Source organism: Pseudomonas sp. LY-1 (assembly GCF_053502595.1).
Window position 1 is genome coordinate 4,393,404 of record NZ_CP094353.1, and the last position, 16,223, is coordinate 4,409,626.

At 59.5% G+C, this 16,223-nt stretch carries 16 protein-coding genes and 1 pseudogene; 12 read left to right on the plus strand and 5 right to left on the minus strand.

Features of this window, described 5'->3' with window-relative positions:
- The first annotated feature begins 262 nt into the window (after positions 1–262).
- On the plus strand, positions 263–1,162 hold the full coding sequence (locus tag MOQ67_RS20000; RefSeq protein ID WP_198717569.1) for a hypothetical protein: 900 nt from the start codon (positions 263–265) through the stop codon (positions 1,160–1,162).
- A 68-nt stretch (positions 1,163–1,230) separates the two neighbouring features.
- Here MOQ67_RS20000 and MOQ67_RS20005 read toward each other — a convergent pair.
- Together MOQ67_RS20005 and MOQ67_RS20010 are read right to left on the minus strand one after the other, a co-directional pair.
- Positions 1,231–1,935, minus strand: a pseudogene (locus MOQ67_RS20005) (LLM class flavin-dependent oxidoreductase); the annotation flags it as partial.
- Between the two features lie 94 nt (positions 1,936–2,029).
- Positions 2,030–2,593: a helix-turn-helix domain-containing protein gene (locus tag MOQ67_RS20010; RefSeq protein WP_198717568.1), complete on the minus strand. Its 564-nt coding sequence runs from the start codon at positions 2,591–2,593 to the stop codon at positions 2,030–2,032.
- A 92-nt stretch (positions 2,594–2,685) separates the two neighbouring features.
- Between MOQ67_RS20010 and MOQ67_RS20015 the strand changes: the two genes are divergently transcribed.
- The 7 genes from MOQ67_RS20015 to MOQ67_RS20045 all read left to right on the plus strand — a co-directional run bounded on the left by MOQ67_RS20015 (position 2,686) and on the right by MOQ67_RS20045 (position 9,866).
- The gene (locus tag MOQ67_RS20015; RefSeq protein ID WP_017848087.1) at positions 2,686–3,615 is read left to right on the plus strand and encodes a DMT family transporter; all 930 of its coding nucleotides are present in this window, start codon (positions 2,686–2,688) and stop codon (positions 3,613–3,615) included.
- A 211-nt stretch (positions 3,616–3,826) separates the two neighbouring features.
- Positions 3,827–6,748, plus strand: coding sequence for a monovalent cation/H+ antiporter subunit A (locus tag MOQ67_RS20020; protein WP_017848088.1), 2,922 nt, complete (start codon positions 3,827–3,829; stop codon positions 6,746–6,748).
- Positions 6,748–7,092: a Na+/H+ antiporter subunit C gene (locus MOQ67_RS20025; RefSeq protein ID WP_007986256.1), complete on the plus strand. Its 345-nt coding sequence runs from the start codon at positions 6,748–6,750 to the stop codon at positions 7,090–7,092. The genes MOQ67_RS20020 and MOQ67_RS20025 overlap by 1 nt, the downstream gene beginning before the upstream one ends.
- A complete protein-coding gene (locus MOQ67_RS20030; protein ID WP_046382882.1) occupies positions 7,089–8,771 on the plus strand; it encodes a monovalent cation/H+ antiporter subunit D in 1,683 nt (560 codons plus the stop codon). Before MOQ67_RS20025 ends, MOQ67_RS20030 begins: the two co-directional genes overlap by 4 nt.
- On the plus strand, positions 8,768–9,256 hold the full coding sequence (locus MOQ67_RS20035) for a Na+/H+ antiporter subunit E (protein WP_017848090.1): 489 nt from the start codon (positions 8,768–8,770) through the stop codon (positions 9,254–9,256). Before MOQ67_RS20030 ends, MOQ67_RS20035 begins: the two co-directional genes overlap by 4 nt.
- A complete protein-coding gene (locus tag MOQ67_RS20040; protein ID WP_017848091.1) occupies positions 9,253–9,531 on the plus strand; it encodes a K+/H+ antiporter subunit F in 279 nt (92 codons plus the stop codon). Before MOQ67_RS20035 ends, MOQ67_RS20040 begins: the two co-directional genes overlap by 4 nt.
- Positions 9,528–9,866: a Na+/H+ antiporter subunit G gene (locus tag MOQ67_RS20045; RefSeq protein WP_017848092.1), complete on the plus strand. Its 339-nt coding sequence runs from the start codon at positions 9,528–9,530 to the stop codon at positions 9,864–9,866. Before MOQ67_RS20040 ends, MOQ67_RS20045 begins: the two co-directional genes overlap by 4 nt.
- Before the next feature lie 127 nt (positions 9,867–9,993).
- Here MOQ67_RS20045 and MOQ67_RS20050 read toward each other — a convergent pair whose 3' ends face one another.
- On the minus strand, positions 9,994–10,452 hold the full coding sequence (locus MOQ67_RS20050) for an HIT family protein (protein WP_026140168.1): 459 nt from the start codon (positions 10,450–10,452) through the stop codon (positions 9,994–9,996).
- A 380-nt stretch (positions 10,453–10,832) separates the two neighbouring features.
- Between MOQ67_RS20050 and MOQ67_RS20055 the strand changes: the two genes are divergently transcribed.
- From MOQ67_RS20055 to MOQ67_RS20070, 4 genes are all read left to right on the plus strand, one after another.
- Complete coding sequence (locus MOQ67_RS20055) at positions 10,833–11,168, plus strand: DUF6124 family protein (protein WP_104902871.1); 336 nt, start codon at positions 10,833–10,835, stop codon at positions 11,166–11,168.
- A 194-nt stretch (positions 11,169–11,362) separates the two neighbouring features.
- Positions 11,363–11,848, plus strand: a complete 486-nt coding sequence (locus tag MOQ67_RS20060; protein WP_046485001.1) for an Hcp family type VI secretion system effector — start codon at positions 11,363–11,365, stop codon at positions 11,846–11,848.
- Positions 11,845–12,558, plus strand: coding sequence for a DUF4225 domain-containing protein (locus MOQ67_RS20065; protein ID WP_104902870.1), 714 nt, complete (start codon positions 11,845–11,847; stop codon positions 12,556–12,558). Before MOQ67_RS20060 ends, MOQ67_RS20065 begins: the two co-directional genes overlap by 4 nt.
- Positions 12,559–12,563: 5 nt before the next feature.
- The gene (locus MOQ67_RS20070) at positions 12,564–12,857 is read left to right on the plus strand and encodes a hypothetical protein (protein WP_186357308.1); all 294 of its coding nucleotides are present in this window, start codon (positions 12,564–12,566) and stop codon (positions 12,855–12,857) included.
- 70 nt (positions 12,858–12,927) lie between these two features.
- Here the strand turns inward: MOQ67_RS20070 and cysS are convergent, their stop codons facing one another.
- Entirely contained in the window at positions 12,928–14,316 is a 1,389-nt protein-coding gene (cysS, locus tag MOQ67_RS20075; RefSeq protein WP_104902869.1) for a cysteine--tRNA ligase, read from the minus strand.
- A 14-nt stretch (positions 14,317–14,330) separates the two neighbouring features.
- Positions 14,331–16,028, minus strand: a complete 1,698-nt coding sequence (locus tag MOQ67_RS20080) for a glutamine--tRNA ligase/YqeY domain fusion protein (RefSeq protein ID WP_017848095.1) — start codon at positions 16,026–16,028, stop codon at positions 14,331–14,333.
- Between the last annotated feature and the right edge of the window lie 195 nt (positions 16,029–16,223).

The following is a 16,223-nucleotide window of genomic DNA, read 5'->3' on the forward strand; positions in this document are numbered from 1 at the left end:
CGCCGCATAACCCAGGCGTTCATCAACAGTTATGAAGCTGACACAGCACAAAGTGCTTCTTCGCTGTTGCTGGAGCTACAGCGAATACCCTGCCGAGCGGGGTCGGAATTGATAAGTGAGCGGCATTCAAACATGTGTTCCGAATAACCATTTTCGCTATTAGAAACGATCACGTTATACCTGTCATTTTTGACAGTAGATATTGTATTGCCCGCTTAATAGACTCAAGCCGAACCCCCGTCACAACAAAGGAGAGCCGCTTATGAACAGCTCGAATAAAACCAAGCCAAAAGCCACTTCAGGCACAGCCAGTGCAACAGTGAATGACGACGAGGACTTTAACAGTTTCGAGGGCACACGCTTCTATTTCTATCTGGATGAAAAAACAAACAGATGGTATATCTCAGGCGCAAGCGATGAAGACCATCTTGGTCAATATCAATATATTTCGCTGTGGTTGCCTAACGAGGGTGACGTTGTAAAAAAAACCTACGCAATCGTTGACGACCATGGTGCGCAGGGGAAAGCCAATGCGTCATGGACAAAAGCAACTTCCTCGTCATTTCGCCCTTACACCGCCATCAGCGGAAGTGTGACGGTCACGCTGAACAGCACCCTGCAGACAGTGGAGTCAACCTTCGAGTTTGCAGCACAAAGCGGTTCAAAAACAGTCTCTCTTACCCAGGGCGAGATGAAACTCCAAGGATTTACCGAGGACGAAAAAGCCAGAGCCAGCGGTTCAATAGTGTGCGACTTCAGCGAGTTAATTACTGAGCGCTATGAATCTACTGAGACAGCGTTCAGCCTAGGAGACGATTCAGGTAGTTTCCCTGCTTATCTACAGGCCTGGTCACGACAGTTCACGTCGAAACCCGACCTCAAGGACTATCGATTATCCATCAACATAGCCAAAGGCCTTGCACCCGGCACTTACAGCTTTAGTCCAGACAGTAAACAGGTGCGGATATTCTTCTTCAATATCCCTGAAAGCCTCGTCTGGCCGGCCGACAGCGGCACGATCACATTTAAATCCATTCCAAACTTCGAGAGCTTTGCAGGAAAACTCTCAGGACAATTTAACTTCACGGCAACCGTCGAACTTGACGATGGCAGAGTACGCGTCTTAAAAGTAGAAAATGGAATTTTCGATATGGAACGATGAGAACCGTGAGTCGTCGTCGGGTGTTGTGAGTTATTCACAACACCCGACGGTCCTTTCACACGGTTGAATCAGGCATGCTCAACAGCCCTATCTTTCTGCACATTCGCTAACGTTCGATAGCGCCTGCCTGGATGGGACACCGGCAACCTCGGGCCTTCACCAAACAACTTCTCGCGCAACGTGCCCTGGGCGTATTCCTTCTTGTACACGCCACGCTTCTGCAACTCCGGCACCAGCAGTTCCACCGCGTCGATAAAGGTTTCGTGGGTCAGCGCATAGGCCAGGTTAAAGCCGTCCACATCGGTGTCTTCCACCCACTCCTGCAACAAGTCCGCGACCGTCTCCGGGCTGCCGACAAACAGCGGGCCAAAGCCGCCGATACCGACCCAGTCGGCCAGTTCCTTGGGCGTCCAGACCTTGCTCGGGTCCGCCGTGGAGAAGGCTTCCACCGCCGACTGAATCGCATTGGTATGCACATGCTTGAGCGGTTCGTCGGGCTTGAACTGGCTGAAGTCGATGCCGGTCCAGCCGGAGATCAGCGCCATGGCGCCTTCGTAGCTGACGTAGGATTTGTACTCGTCGAACTTGGCCTTGGCCTTCGCGTCGGTCTCGCCGACGATCACCGTCTGCAGGTTGAAGATCAGGATCTTGCGCGGATCACGCCCGGCCTCGGCCGCGCGGCGACGAATGTCGGCGACGGTGTTTTTCAGCAGCGTCTTGGACGGTGCGGCGACAAACACGCACTCGGCCTGCTCGGCAGCGAACTGCTTGCCACTTCAATAAGATCAGTAGGTTGCCGTCATTTCAATGCAAAGAAACCCGCCTGCGATCGAGCAAAGTGTCCATCCGCTGTTGGCGGGTCAACAGTTAGATCACCACATTGCGCACAAAGCGCACCGCCACGTCGTCGTCATTGCGATAGGCGTGGGCCTGGCGGCTGGCGAACATGAAGAACTCACCGGCGCCGACCGGTTTTTCCTGGCCATCCAGCACCAATGTCAGGCGGCCTTCGAACACGAACAACTGCACGCTCCAGCCATCCGGGTCCGGCTCGGGGCTGTAGCAATCGCCCGGCTCCAGGCGCATCTCCCACAGCTCGACTTCACGCCGCGCCGTGGCCTTGGCAAGCAATACAGCTTTGCTGCCGGGGATGTCACCGGCCCAGGCCAGTTCGTTGATACGGCTATGGTCGGGTGCATCCGGGGCCTGGATCAGGTCGCTGAAAGCCACGTCCAGCGCTTCGGCGACGCGGTCGAGGGTGGACAGGCTGACGTTTTTCTCGCCAGCCTCGATGGCCACCAGCATGCGTCGGCTGACCCCGGACTTTTCCGAGAGCGCGGTCTGGCTCAAGTCGGCGGCATGACGCAGGCGACGAACATTCTGGCTGACATGCTGTAGGACCGAGGCCCGTTGCGGATTTTCTTTGTGCACTATATTGCTCAATGGGTGGGTGTGCGCAGTATACTGCCCAGCGTGCGGCGCATTGTGCGTTCCGCGCCCTTCCCTTGCAAGACTGAGCCGCCATGACCACCCCGAATGCTCCCTCGCGTTTCAACCGCTTCAGCAAAGCCGAATGCATCCTGGTGTTCATCACCATGATCTGGGGCGGCACCTTTTTGCTGGTGCAGCACGCCATGACTGTCAGCGGGCCGATGTTTTTCGTGGGCCTGCGGTTTGCCGCGGCGACGATCGCGGTTGGTTTTTTCTCTTTGCGCACCCTGCGCGACCTGACCCTGTTCGAGTTGAAAGCCGGCGTATTTATCGGCGTGGCGATCATGTTTGGTTACGGGCTGCAGACCATCGGCCTGCAGACAATTCTGAGCAGTCAGTCGGCGTTCATTACCGCGCTCTATGTCCCGTTCGTGCCGTTGTTGCAATGGCTGGTGCTGGGTCGTCGGCCAGGGTTGATGCCGAGCATTGGCATCATGCTGGCGTTCGCCGGGTTGATGCTGTTGACCGGCCCGGCCGGTGCTTCGCTGAATTTCAGCCCCGGCGAGATCGCCACGCTGATCGGTGCGGTGGCGATTGCCGCCGAGATCATCCTGATCAGCGCATTTGCCGGGCAAGTGGACGTGCGTCGGGTGACCGTGGTGCAACTGGCCACGGCGTCGTTGTTGTCGTTCCTGATGGTGGTGCCGATGGGCGAGGCGTTGCCGGGGTTCTCCTGGTTGCTGTTGTTCAGCGCGGTGGGCCTGGGCTTGACCAGCGCGGTGATCCAGGTGGCGATGAACTGGGCGCAGCAAAGCGTTTCGCCGACGCGGGCCACATTGATTTATGCCGGGGAACCGGTGTGGGCCGGCGTGGTTGGGCGGATTGCCGGGGAGCGGTTCCCGCCGATTGCCATGGTCGGGGCGGCGTTGATCGTAGCGGCGGTGGTGGTGAGTGAGTTGAAGACGCGCGGGCAGAAGGCCATCGAATTGCAAAATGCGCGGGAACAGGAACAGCAGGGGTAAGGTCCGAGCCCGGGCGGTGGCTGTCAAATCGCCATCCCGGGCACGCCCAGCGTCCACAATCAGGCGCTGGTGCGCGTGGTGGGGGGTTAGCTGAAACAATGCCAAATGGGCGTTTTCAGCCTACCTTGTAGGATCCTGCCACACGTTGCCGTTTGGTGATCAAGAAAGCGGCACGTATGATGCATCCCAAACTCCCGCAGATTAGAAGCCTATGTCCCTGATAGTTCTACTGCTTCTGCCTTTTATCGGCAGCTGTCTGGCGGCCTTGCTGCCGCACAACGCACGTAACACCGAATCCTTGCTGGCCGGCCTCATCGCCCTGATCGGTACTGTTCAAGTCGCCCTGCTCTACCCTCAAATCGCCCACGGCGGGGTGATCCGCGAAGAATTCATGTGGTTGCCCAGCCTGGGCGTGAATTTCGTCTTGCGCATGGACGGCTTCGCCTGGCTGTTCTCGATGCTGGTGCTCGGCATCGGCACGCTGGTGTCGCTGTATGCGCGTTACTACATGTCGCCGGACGATCCGGTGCCGCGCTTCTTTGCGTTTTTCCTGGCATTCATGGGGGCCATGCTCGGCCTGGTGATCTCCGGCAACCTGATCCAGATCGTGTTCTTCTGGGAACTGACCAGCCTGTTCTCGTTCCTGCTGATCGGTTACTGGCACCACCGCGCCGATGCGCGACGCGGTGCCTACATGGCGTTGATGGTCACCGGCGCGGGCGGTTTGTGCCTGCTGGCCGGCGTGATGCTGCTGGGGCATATCGTCGGCAGCTATGACCTGGACCTGGTCCTCGCGGCGGGCGATCAGATTCGCGCGCACTCGCTGTACCCGGTCATGCTGGCCCTGGTGCTGATCGGCGCGTTGAGCAAAAGCGCGCAGTTCCCGTTCCACTTCTGGCTGCCCCACGCCATGGCGGCACCGACACCGGTGTCGGCCTACCTGCATTCGGCGACGATGGTGAAGGCCGGCGTGTTCCTGCTGGCCCGCCTGTGGCCGTCGCTGTCCGGCAGCGAAGAATGGTTCTGGCTCGTCGGCGGCGCCGGCGCCCTGACCCTCCTGCTCGGCGCTTACTGCGCCATGTTCCAGAACGATCTCAAGGGCCTGCTGGCCTACTCCACCATCAGCCACCTCGGCCTGATCACCCTGCTGCTCGGCCTCAACAGCCCACTGGCCGCCGTCGCCGCAGTGTTCCACATCCTCAACCACGCCACCTTCAAGGCCTCGCTGTTCATGGCGGCGGGCATCATCGACCACGAAAGCGGCACCCGCGATATCCGCAAGCTCAGCGGCCTGGTGCGCCTGATCCCGTTTACCGCAACCCTGGCGATGGTGGCCAGTGCGTCCATGGCCGGCGTGCCGTTGCTCAATGGCTTTCTGTCCAAAGAGATGTTCTTCGCTGAAACCGTATTCATCTCGTCGACCGCCTGGGTAGAAATCGCCCTGCCGGTGATCGCGACCATCGCCGGCACCTTCAGCGTGGCCTACGCGCTGCGTTTCACCGTGGATGTGTTCTTCGGCCCGCCTGCGACGGACCTGCCCCACACCCCGCACGAGCCTCCCCGCTGGATGCGCGCGCCGGTGGAGCTGTTGGTGTTCACCTGCCTGCTGGTGGGGATCTTCCCGGCCCAGGTGGTCGGCTCGATCCTCGCCGCCGCCGCGCTGCCGGTCGTCGGCGGCGTGTTGCCGCAATACAGCCTGGCCATCTGGCACGGCTGGAACGCGCCGATGATCATGAGCCTGGTGGCGATGTGCGGCGGGGTGCTGCTCTACCTGCTGCTGCGCAAGCAACTCAAGCGCGGGCGCTTCAAGTACCCGCCGGTGATCAGCTACTTCAACGGCAAGCGCGGCTTCGAGCGCTGCCTGGTGCTGATGATGCGCGGTGCGCGCAAAATCGAGAAACGCATCAGTACCAAGCGCCTGCAGACGCAGTTGTTCCTGCTGGTGCTGGTCGCCGTGATCGGCGGGCTGATCCCGCTGCTCAACAGCGGCCTCAGTTGGGGCGACCGGCCGAAGATCCCGGGCTCCATCGTGTTCGTCACCCTGTGGCTGCTGGCGATTGCCTGCGCCCTCGGCGCCGCCTGGCAGGCCAAGTACCACCGGCTGGCGGCCCTGACCATGGTCAGCGTGTGCGGCATGATGACCTGCATCACCTTCGTGTGGTTCTCGGCGCCGGACCTGGCGCTGACGCAACTGGTCGTGGAAGTGGTGACCACCGTGCTGATCCTGCTGGGCCTGCGCTGGCTGCCACGGCGGATCGAAGAAGTGTCGCCACTGCCCAGTACGCTGCGCAAGGCACGCATTCGCCGCTTGCGCGACTTCCTGCTGTCCACCGTGGTCGGTGGCGGCATGGCGCTGCTGTCCTACGCGATGCTGACCCGCCAGACGCCCAACGACATTTCCTCGTTCTACTTGAGCCGCGCCCTCCCCGAAGGCGGCGGCAGCAATGTGGTGAACGTGATGCTGGTGGACTTCCGTGGCTTCGACACCCTCGGCGAAATCACCGTGCTCGGCGCCGTGGCGCTGACCGTGTACGCCCTGCTGCGACGCTTCCGCCCCTCCAAGGAAAGCATGCAACTGCCCGCGCAACAGCGCCAACTCGCGCCGGACGTAGCCACCGACCTGATCAACCCGCGCCAGGCCAGCGACACCGCCCTGGGCTACATGATGGTGCCGGCGGTGCTGGTGCGCCTGCTGCTGCCGATTGCGCTGGTGGTGTCGTTCTACCTGTTCATGCGCGGCCACAACCAACCGGGCGGTGGTTTCGTCGCGGGCCTGGTGATGTCGGTGGCGTTTATCCTCCAATACATGGTCGCCGGCACCCAGTGGGTCGAGGCGCAGATGAGTCTGCGGCCGATGCGCTGGATGGGCTTCGGCCTGTTCTCGGCGACCCTGACCGGGCTCGGCGCATTGTTCGCCGGCTACCCGTTCCTCACCACCCACACCTGGCATCTCAGCTTGCCGGTGTTGGGCGACATCCATATCGCCAGCGCCCTGTTCTTCGATGTCGGCGTGTACGCCATGGTCGTCGGCTCGACGCTGCTGATGCTCACCGCCCTCGGTCACCAATCGGTGCGGGCCCATAAACCGAGCAACCAGCCGAAAACCGTTGCCACACCGGAAGGAGCCGCCTGATGGAAGAAGTCATCGCAATTGCCATTGGGGTCCTGGCGGCCTCCGGCGTCTGGTTGATCCTGCGGCCACGGACGTTCCAGGTGGTGATGGGTCTGTGCCTGTTGTCGTATGGGGTCAACCTGTTCATTTTCAGCATGGGCAGCCTGTTTATCGGTAAAGAGCCGATCATCAAGGACGGCGTGCCGCAAGACCTGTTGCACTACACCGATCCCCTGCCCCAGGCCCTGGTGCTGACGGCGATCGTGATCAGCTTCGCCATGACCGCGCTGTTCCTCGTGGTACTGCTGGCGTCGCGGGGCCTGACCGGCACCGACCATGTGGACGGCCGGGAGCCCAAGGAATGACCTGGGTCAACCAACTGATCGTCGCGCCGATTCTGCTGCCGTTGCTGACCGCCGCGCTGATGCTGATGCTCGGCGAGAAGCACCGCCCGCTCAAGGCGCGTATCAACCTGTTCTCGAGCATGCTCGGCCTCGCTATTGCCATCTTGCTGTTGTACTGGACGCAACAAGGCGGCCCCGGTTCGATCGGCGTGTACTTGCCCGGCAACTGGCAAGTGCCGTTCGGCATCGTGCTGGTGGTGGACCAACTGTCGGCGCTGATGCTGGTACTCACCGGGATCATCGGCGTGAGTGCGCTGCTGTTCGCGATGGCGCGCTGGGACCGTGCGGGCACCAGTTTCCATGCGTTGTTCCAGATCCAGATGATGGGCCTCTACGGCGCCTTTCTCACCGCCGACCTGTTCAACCTGTTCGTGTTCTTCGAGGTGTTGCTGGCGGCCTCCTATGGCTTGATGCTGCACGGTTCCGGCCGGGCGCGGGTGTCGTCGGGGCTGCATTACATCGCGATCAACCTGCTGGCCTCGTCGCTGTTCCTGATTGGCGCGGCAATGATCTATGGCGTCACCGGCACACTGAACTTCGCGGACCTGGCGCTGAAAATCCCGCTGGTGCCAGAAGCCGATCGCGGCCTGTTGCATGCGGGTGCGGCGATCCTCGCCACCGCATTCCTGGCCAAGGCCGGCATGTGGCCGCTGAACTTCTGGCTGGCGCCGGCGTACTCATCGGCCAGCGCGCCGGTGGCAGCGATGTTCGCGATCATGACCAAGGTCGGCGTGTACACCGTGCTGCGCCTGTGGACCCTGCTGTTCTCCGGCCAGGCCGGGGCGTCGGCGCTGTTCGGCGGCGACTGGCTGGTGTACGGCGGCATGGCGACCATCATCTGCGCGGCGCTGGCGATGCTGGCGGCGCAGCGCCTGGAGCGCATGGCCAGTTTGAGCATCCTGGTCTCGGCCGGCATCCTGCTCTCGTCGGTGGGGTTCGCCCAGCCGAGCCTGACAGCCGGAGCACTGTTCTATCTGGTCAGTTCCACGCTGGCGTTGAGTGCGCTGTTCCTGCTGGCCGAATTGATCGAACGCTCGCGCTCGGCCAACGACCTGCCGCTGGATGAAGAGATCGATGCGCTGCCCAAAGCCATGGAATCCCTGCATCCGCGCCCCGGCGTGAACCTTGATGACGAACAGAAAGCCGTGGTCGGCCAGGTGATTCCCTGGACCATGGCCTTCCTCGGCTTGAGCTTTGTCGCCTGCGCCCTGCTGATCATCGGCATGCCGCCGCTGTCGGGGTTTATCGGCAAGCTCAGCCTGTTGAGCGCGCTGGTCAATCCGCCGGGCTTGGGCCATGCGCTGGATGAGCCTGTCCGCCCTGCCGCGTGGGGCCTGGTGACGTTGCTGATCCTGTCCGGCCTGGCCTCGCTGATCGCCTTCGCCCGCCTGGGCATCCAGCGCTTCTGGACCCCGGAAGAACGCCCGTCACCGCTGCTGCGCCGTTATGAGTGCGTGCCGATCTTCTTCCTGCTCGGCCTGAGCATCCTGCTGACCTTCAAGGCCGAGCCGCTGATGCGCTACACCCTGGACACCGCCAAGAGCCTGAACAACCCGGAACAGTATGTGATGGCGGTCATGGCCACACGCCCGGTGCCCAGCCCTGAAGCCAAGACCGCGGCGCTGGAGGTGCAGCCATGAAGCGCCTGTTCCCGGCCCCGTGGTTATCGCTGGCGTTGTGGGTGTTGTGGCTGCTGCTGAACCTGTCGATCAGCCCCGGCAACCTGTTACTGGGCGCGCTACTGGGTTTGCTCGCGCCGCTGCTGATGGCGCCGCTGCGCCCGCTGCCGATCCGCATCCGCCGCCCTGGGGTGATCATCCGCCTGTTCTTCCGGGTGGGGCGTGACGTGATCATCTCCAACCTGCAAGTCGCCTGGGGCGTGCTGGTGTGCGGCTCGCGGCCACCGCGTTCGCGCTTTATCAAAATCCCCCTGGACCTGCGCGACGCCAACGGCCTGGCCGTGTTGTCGATGATCACCAGCGTGACCCCCGGCACCGTCTGGTCGGAACTCGCCCTGGACCGCAGCATCCTGCTGCTGCACGTCTTCGACCTGGACGATGAAGCGCAGTTTATCCAGCACTTCAAACACGACTACGAACGGCCCTTGATGGAGATCTTCGAATGAGCGCCCTGCTCTCCAATGCGATCCTGTTCAGCCTGTTCCTGTTCTCGCTGGCCATGGCGCTGACACTGGTCCGCCTGTTCAAAGGCCCATCGGCCCAGGACCGGGTCCTGGCGTTGGACTACCTGTACATCCTGGCGATGCTGATGATGCTGGTGCTGGGCATTCGGTATGCCAGTGATACCTACTTCGAAGCGGCGCTGTTGATTGCGCTGTTTGGCTTTGTCGGGTCATTTGCCCTGGCCAAATTCCTGCTGCGTGGCGAGGTGATCGAATGATGCCGTTATGGGTTGAAGTGTGCGTGGCCGTGTTGCTGGTGCTGAGCAGCGTGTTTGCCCTGATTGGCGCAATCGGGTTGCTGCGCATGAAGGATTTCTTCCAGCGCATGCACCCGCCGGCACTGGCCTCGACGCTGGGCGCGTGGAGCGTGGCGTTGGCGTCGATTATCTACTTTTCGGTGCTCAAGTCCGGGCCGGTGTTGCACGGGTGGTTGATCCCGATTTTGCTGTCGATCACCGTGCCGGTGACGACGCTGCTGCTGGCGCGCACCGCGCTGTTCCGCAAGCGCATGGCCGGTGACGATGTGCCCGCCGAGGTCAGCAGCCGTCGCTGAGTTCTGATGCGACACGGTCAAAAAAATGTGGGAGGGGGCTTGCCCCCGATAGCAGGGTGTCAGTGAATGCAGCTGTCGCTGACACACCGCTATCGGGGGCAAGCCCCCTCCCACATTTGGATCGAGGCTAGGCGAAGGATCGGATGTGTGCCGCCAACTCCGCCAACTCGGCATCATCCGCCCGCACAAAATCGTGGGACGAGATGTACCCCTCGTAGCGATCAAAGAACTTGTCGACCCTGGAACTGATGGGCTTGAAGTCACTGTCCTGCCCCGTCCCATGCATGGGAAACAGCTTCGCATGCAGGTGATCCACCCCGTAGCCTTCCAGAATCATCCCCGTGCGCGCCACATCGGGAAACGCCCGGTCGATCTGCTGCGCGGTTTTCTTCGCCGCCACCACCAGACCTGCCAGCACCTCATCCGACTGGGCGAAGGCGTAGCTTCCGTAGTGCTGCTTGGGGATCACCACGCTGAAACCGGGCGTGTTGGGGAAAATAGACAGGAAGGCCATATGCTGTTCGTCTTCCCACAGAATATGGGCCGGGGAGGTTTTTCGGACAATGCTGCAGAAAATACAATCCATTTGAATCACCGTCAGTTTCATCATGGGTTGGGTTGTGGCAACCATCTAAAAGCACGCGTCGTGCCGGCGTCAAAAAAACCGTAGGAACGAGAACTTTCCGACATCTTTTTAGGGTTGCCCCTCGGAAGATGCATCACTAATCTTCGGCGGTCGCTGCAAATTCAGCGACCGGGTTTCGCAGCCCGGTTAAACTCTAGACGCACAGCGTCCACCTCAGATAGCGGGCGCTTTTTTATGCCTGATGTTATGGCGGCTGTGCGCGGGATACCTTCGGGTATGCCGGGTGCCTAGAGTCCCGGTCTGCGAACCTGCGTACAGCGGCCACCCAAATATCGTTTCGCAGCGATGGGTGGTGACTCCAATACTCTAGGAGCTACGCCATGATTAAAGACAGTCCGAATCCACCGTCAGATTCAACCGCATTTCACACTGCCGCTCATCGAGCGATAAATCACTACCTGAACCCGTCTGAAAAACCAGAGCCATCTGCTGAGGATCATGGTTTGTTTACCGTACGTGAAGGATTAGACGTCGAGACGCTGCTGGTCAACGCGTCGGAGGACCTTGCGTCAGTTCAGGCATTGGCTAGTCATTTAGCCTTTGAGATTGATGGCACACCACGCAGCGTGGCACTAGGGATTTGCCGAATGGTGGAAACTATCCAGCTTCTGGTGAATGAAGCACTGAATGAGCATTGCGCGAGAATTGAAAAATAGTAGGTAGCGAATGCCGTCATTACTTTCGCTCGCACAACCACAGCAAAACGCCCCGGCATAACGGGGCGTTTTTCTTCTCGCACAAAACCGAATAATCCTACATCCCGCCCGCACGATAAAAGGCGAAACATCCGATATTTCCTATTTACATTTTTCCGTATGTTTATGGTGAATAAATCAGGATACCAACGTCCATGGCTAACCACGGTTACATGTCCATTAACGGAAAATCTCAAGGCCTGATCTCGGCTGGCTGCTCAACTCAAGACTCTATTGGCAACAAATGTCAGGAGGGGCACAGGGATGAAATCATGGTGATGTCCTTCAACCACAATATGCTCAACACCGGCAACGTCAGAGCTTCCACCCACGGCCCTGTGGTCATCACAAAAAGCATTGATAAATCCTCGCCCTTGCTGGCCGTGGCGTTATCCAACAGAGAAGAACTGAACTGCGTCATCAACTTCTATCGAATTTCACAGTTTGGTCGGCACGAAAAATACTACACCGTCGATATAAGGGGCTGCATCATTGCCAGCCTGACCGTCGATGTGCCGCATTCTGTCCTGCTGAATGATGTCGAGGCACAGGAACATCTGGCGATTCGTTATCGGGAAATTATCTGGACGCACCACATCGCGGGAACCAGCGGCTATGGCACATGGGAAACCGGGCGATGAACTCAAAGAACAAAAGTCAAGCGCCTACTTTCTATGACTTGGGGGTAGTCAGCCAAGCCGCAGCAAAACTAACCAATTACGCGTGTGCAATCAGTGCTCGACATCTACAGGATGGCGTTACTCGGTCAATATTCAATCGAGAGGTGACCTATTACGCTCGTAGTATTGTTAGCGATGTGGAGCAAGGAAAAAAGACAGTCGCAGAGGGGCTGATTGAGATTAAAAAAGAGCAACGTAGCTTGCTGGATCAATCAATAACGATTGGGAGAAATGGAATAGGAGCCGTTGCGGGTGCGCTTCAAATAGCCACTGGTGCCGGAATTTGCTACGCGTCGGTGGGTACCCTGTGCCTCGTCGCAGGAGTGCCATTAATGGCACATGGCGCTAATAATTTATATGAAGGTGGACACAACCTAGTAACAGGACGATCCGATACCGTCGGTCCGGTTCGTACAGCATATCAATCAGTTGCATCCGCCGTCGGTCACGGAGAGCGGGAAGCAAACATGGCCTACGGCGCCGTTGATATTAGCCTATCTATCTACAGCACTGTAAGACATATATACAAACCAGATGCTTGGCGTTTATTTAGGTATTTGGATTCAGACCGGATACGAGCCTATAAAACCATGACACCAACTTCGCTGGCAGCGGAGGCCGCAACAGATGCAATCACATTAAAGCAACTACATGAAGAGTCTAAAAAGTGATTATTATGGCTTTTCTAATACTCTCGCCACTGGGGCTGTTATTCGCTTACTGGCTTAGAGTTATCTTCTCCGGCAAACGACTTGGATATACCAAAATCTATATCAGCTTAGCAGTCAATATTTTCTTTATGATGACACATATGGAAATCGCTCAATTTGACAAATACTTATACTTCGGCACTCATCCAGAAGTCATTGAAAACTATCCAATCATTGGCTGGATCGCACTAGCGTTCTTCATACTGCATGCACTCGCACTCCCAGTTAAACGCGACTTGAACTGGTGGTGGAAACGCTAAGTGACATCGCTATTTTTTGTAAAAAAACGCCCCGAACCAGTCGGAGCATTTTTCATTCAGCGCTTACAGATCAAGCCTGATCAGCCAAGCGCCACGTCGTCCCACCCTTGCCGTCTTCCAACACCACACCCATCGCGGTCAGTTGGTCACGGATCCGGTCGGACTCCGCCCAGTCCTTGTTGGCCCGCGCCGTCAAGCGCGCCTGGATCAGCGCGTCCACTTCAGCCGCATCCACACGCCCTTCGGCGCCGGCTTGCAGGAAGTCGTCGGCTTCCATCTGCAACACGCCCAGCACGCTGGCCAGTTCTTTCAGGCGTGCAGCCAGACCGGCCGCGGCGTCGAGATCGCTCTCACGCAGGCGGTTGATCTCGCGCACCATCTCGAACAGCACCGCGCAGGCTTCCGGTGTGCCGAAGTCGTCGTTCATTACTTCGGTGAAGCGGGCCACGAACGCTTCGCCGCCGGCCGGGGCCACGGCGGGCAGGCCTTTCAACGCGTGGTAGAAACGCTCCAGGGCGCCTTTGGCGTCCTTGAGGTTGTCCTCCGAGTAGTTGATCGCGCTGCGGTAGTGGCTGGACACCAGCAGGTAGCGGACCACCTCCGGGTGGTACTTTTCCAGCACGTCGCGGATGGTGAAGAAGTTGTTCAAGGACTTGGACATCTTCTCGCCATTGATGCGGATCATGCCGCAGTGCATCCAGGCGTTGGCGTAGGTCTTGCCAGTGGCGGCTTCGCTTTGGGCGATTTCGTTTTCGTGGTGCGGGAACTCGAGGTCGCTGCCGCCGCCATGAATGTCGAAGGTCTCGCCCAGGCAGCAGGTGGACATCACCGAGCATTCGATGTGCCAGCCCGGACGCCCGGCGCCCCAAGGCGATTCCCAGCTTGGCTCGCCGGGCTTGGTGCCTTTCCACAGCACGAAGTCGAGCGGGTCTTGCTTGGCTTCGTCGACTTCGATGCGCGCGCCGATGCGCAGGTCTTCGATTTTCTTGCGCGACAGCTTGCCGTAGCCCATGAACTTGGCGACGCGGTAGTACACGTCGCCATTGCCTGGAGCGTAGGCGTAGCCCTTGTCGATCAAGGTCTGGATCATCGCGTGCATGCCCGGGATATGGTCCGTGGCACGCGGTTCCATGTCCGGCTTGAGGATGTTGAGGCGCGCCTCGTCCTCGTGCATGGCGGCGATCATGCGCGCGGTCAGGACGTCGAACGGCTCGCCGTTTTCCTTGGCGCGGTTGATGATCTTGTCGTCGATGTCGGTGATGTTGCGCACATAGGTCAAGTCGTAGCCGCTGAAACGCAACCAGCGGGTCACCAGGTCAAAGGCGACCATGCTGCGGCCGTGGCCGATGTGGCAGTAGTCGTACACGGTCATGCCGCACACGTACATGCGTACCTTGTTGCCATCCAGCGGCTTGAAGACTTCTTTGCTCTTGCTGAGCGTGTTGTAGATCGTTAGCACGACGGTTCCTTAAATCACTGGCCCCACGAATCACGCAAGGTCACGGTACGGTTGAATACCGGATGGCCAGGTTTCGAGTCCTTGATATCCGCGCAGAAGTAGCCTTCGCGCTCGAACTGGAAACGGTCTTCCGGCTGTGCATTGCCAAGGGATGGCTCGGCACGACAACCCGTGAGTACTTGCAGGGAGTTCGGATTGATGTTGTCGAGGAAGCTCGCGCTGTCTTCGGCTTTCTCAGGGTTCGGCGAACGGAACAGACGGTCGTACAGACGCACTTCACACTCGACGCTGGCGGCGGCCGGCACCCAGTGGATCACGCCCTTGACCTTGCGGCCTTCAGGGTTCTTGCCCAGGGTTTCTGGATCATACGAGCAGCGCAGTTCGACGATGTTGCCCGCGGCGTCCTTGATCGCTTCGTCGGCGCGGATCACGTAGCTGCCGCGCAGGCGCACTTCGCCGGTAGGTTCCAGGCGCTTGTAGCCTTTTGGCGGCTCTTCCATGAAGTCGTCACGGTCGATGTAGATTTCACGGGCAAACGGCAGTGCGCGCACGCCCATGTCTTCTTTCGGGTGGCGTGGCAGTTCGAGGTTCTCGACCTGGCCTTCCGGGTAGTTGGTGATCACGACTTTCAGCGGGCGCAGCACGCACATGGCGCGCGGGGCGCTGTGGTCGAGGTCGTCACGGATGCTGAATTCGAGCATGCCGAAGTCGACCACGCCGTCGGAACGGTTGGTGCCGACCATTTCGCAGAAGTTGCGGATGGACTTGGGCGTGTAGCCGCGACGGCGGAAGCCCGACAGCGTCGACATGCGCGGGTCGTCCCAGCCGTTGACGTGCTGTTCATCCACCAGTTGCTTGAGCTTGCGCTTGCTGGTGATGGTGTAGTTCAGGTTCAGGCGGCTGAATTCGTACTGGCGCGGGTGTGCCGGAACCGGCAGGTGCTCCAGGAACCATTCGTACAGCGGACGGTGGCTTTCGAACTCCAGGGTGCAGATGGAGTGGGTGATGCCTTCGATGGCGTCCGACTGGCCGTGGGTGAAGTCGTAGTTCGGGTAGATGCACCACTTGTCACCGGTCTGGTGGTGATGGGCATGGCGGATGCGGTACATGATCGGGTCGCGCAGGTTCATGTTCGGCGAGGCCATGTCGATCTTGGCACGCAGTACACGAGCACCGTCTGCGAACTCACCGGCGCGCATGCGGGCGAACCAGTCCAGGTTCTCTTCCACCGAACGGTCGCGGAACGGGCTGTTTTTGCCCGGTTCGGTCAGCGTGCCACGGTATTCCTTGGCCTGTTCAGGGGTGAGGTCGTCGACGTAGGCCTTGCCGGCCTTGATCAGCACGATGGCCCAGTCGAACAACTGGTCGAAATACTTGGACGCATAGCGCACTTCACCGGACCATTCGAAGCCCAGCCACTTGATGTCGCTTTCGATGGCGTCGATGTATTCCTGGTCTTCCTTGGCCGGGTTGGTATCGTCGAAACGCAGGTGCGTGACGCCACCGAACTCCTGGGCCAGACCGAAGTTCACACAGATCGACTTGGCGTGACCGATGTGCAGGTAGCCGTTGGGCTCCGGCGGAAAGCGCGTGACGATCTGCGTGTGCTTGCCCGAATCCAGGTCCGCCTGGATGATCGGGCGCAGGAAATTGACCGTGGCGGCAGGACCGGCCTTGGCGTTCGAGGTAGGGTCGACAGTGGGCTTGCTCATATTATCCTTGAACAGACGAGTACGTGGCCTTGGGCAGGCCAGATAAAACAAAGGGCTTATCATAGCCGAAGCGGTCAACCGCCTGACAGGGTGCGGCCAAAAACTGCTGCTTTAATTGCCCGGGCGGTAAAAAACCACCTCGAAATTCCCGCAGGGCACGCTAAACTGCGCGTCTTGGCCAACGTTTAGCCAAAC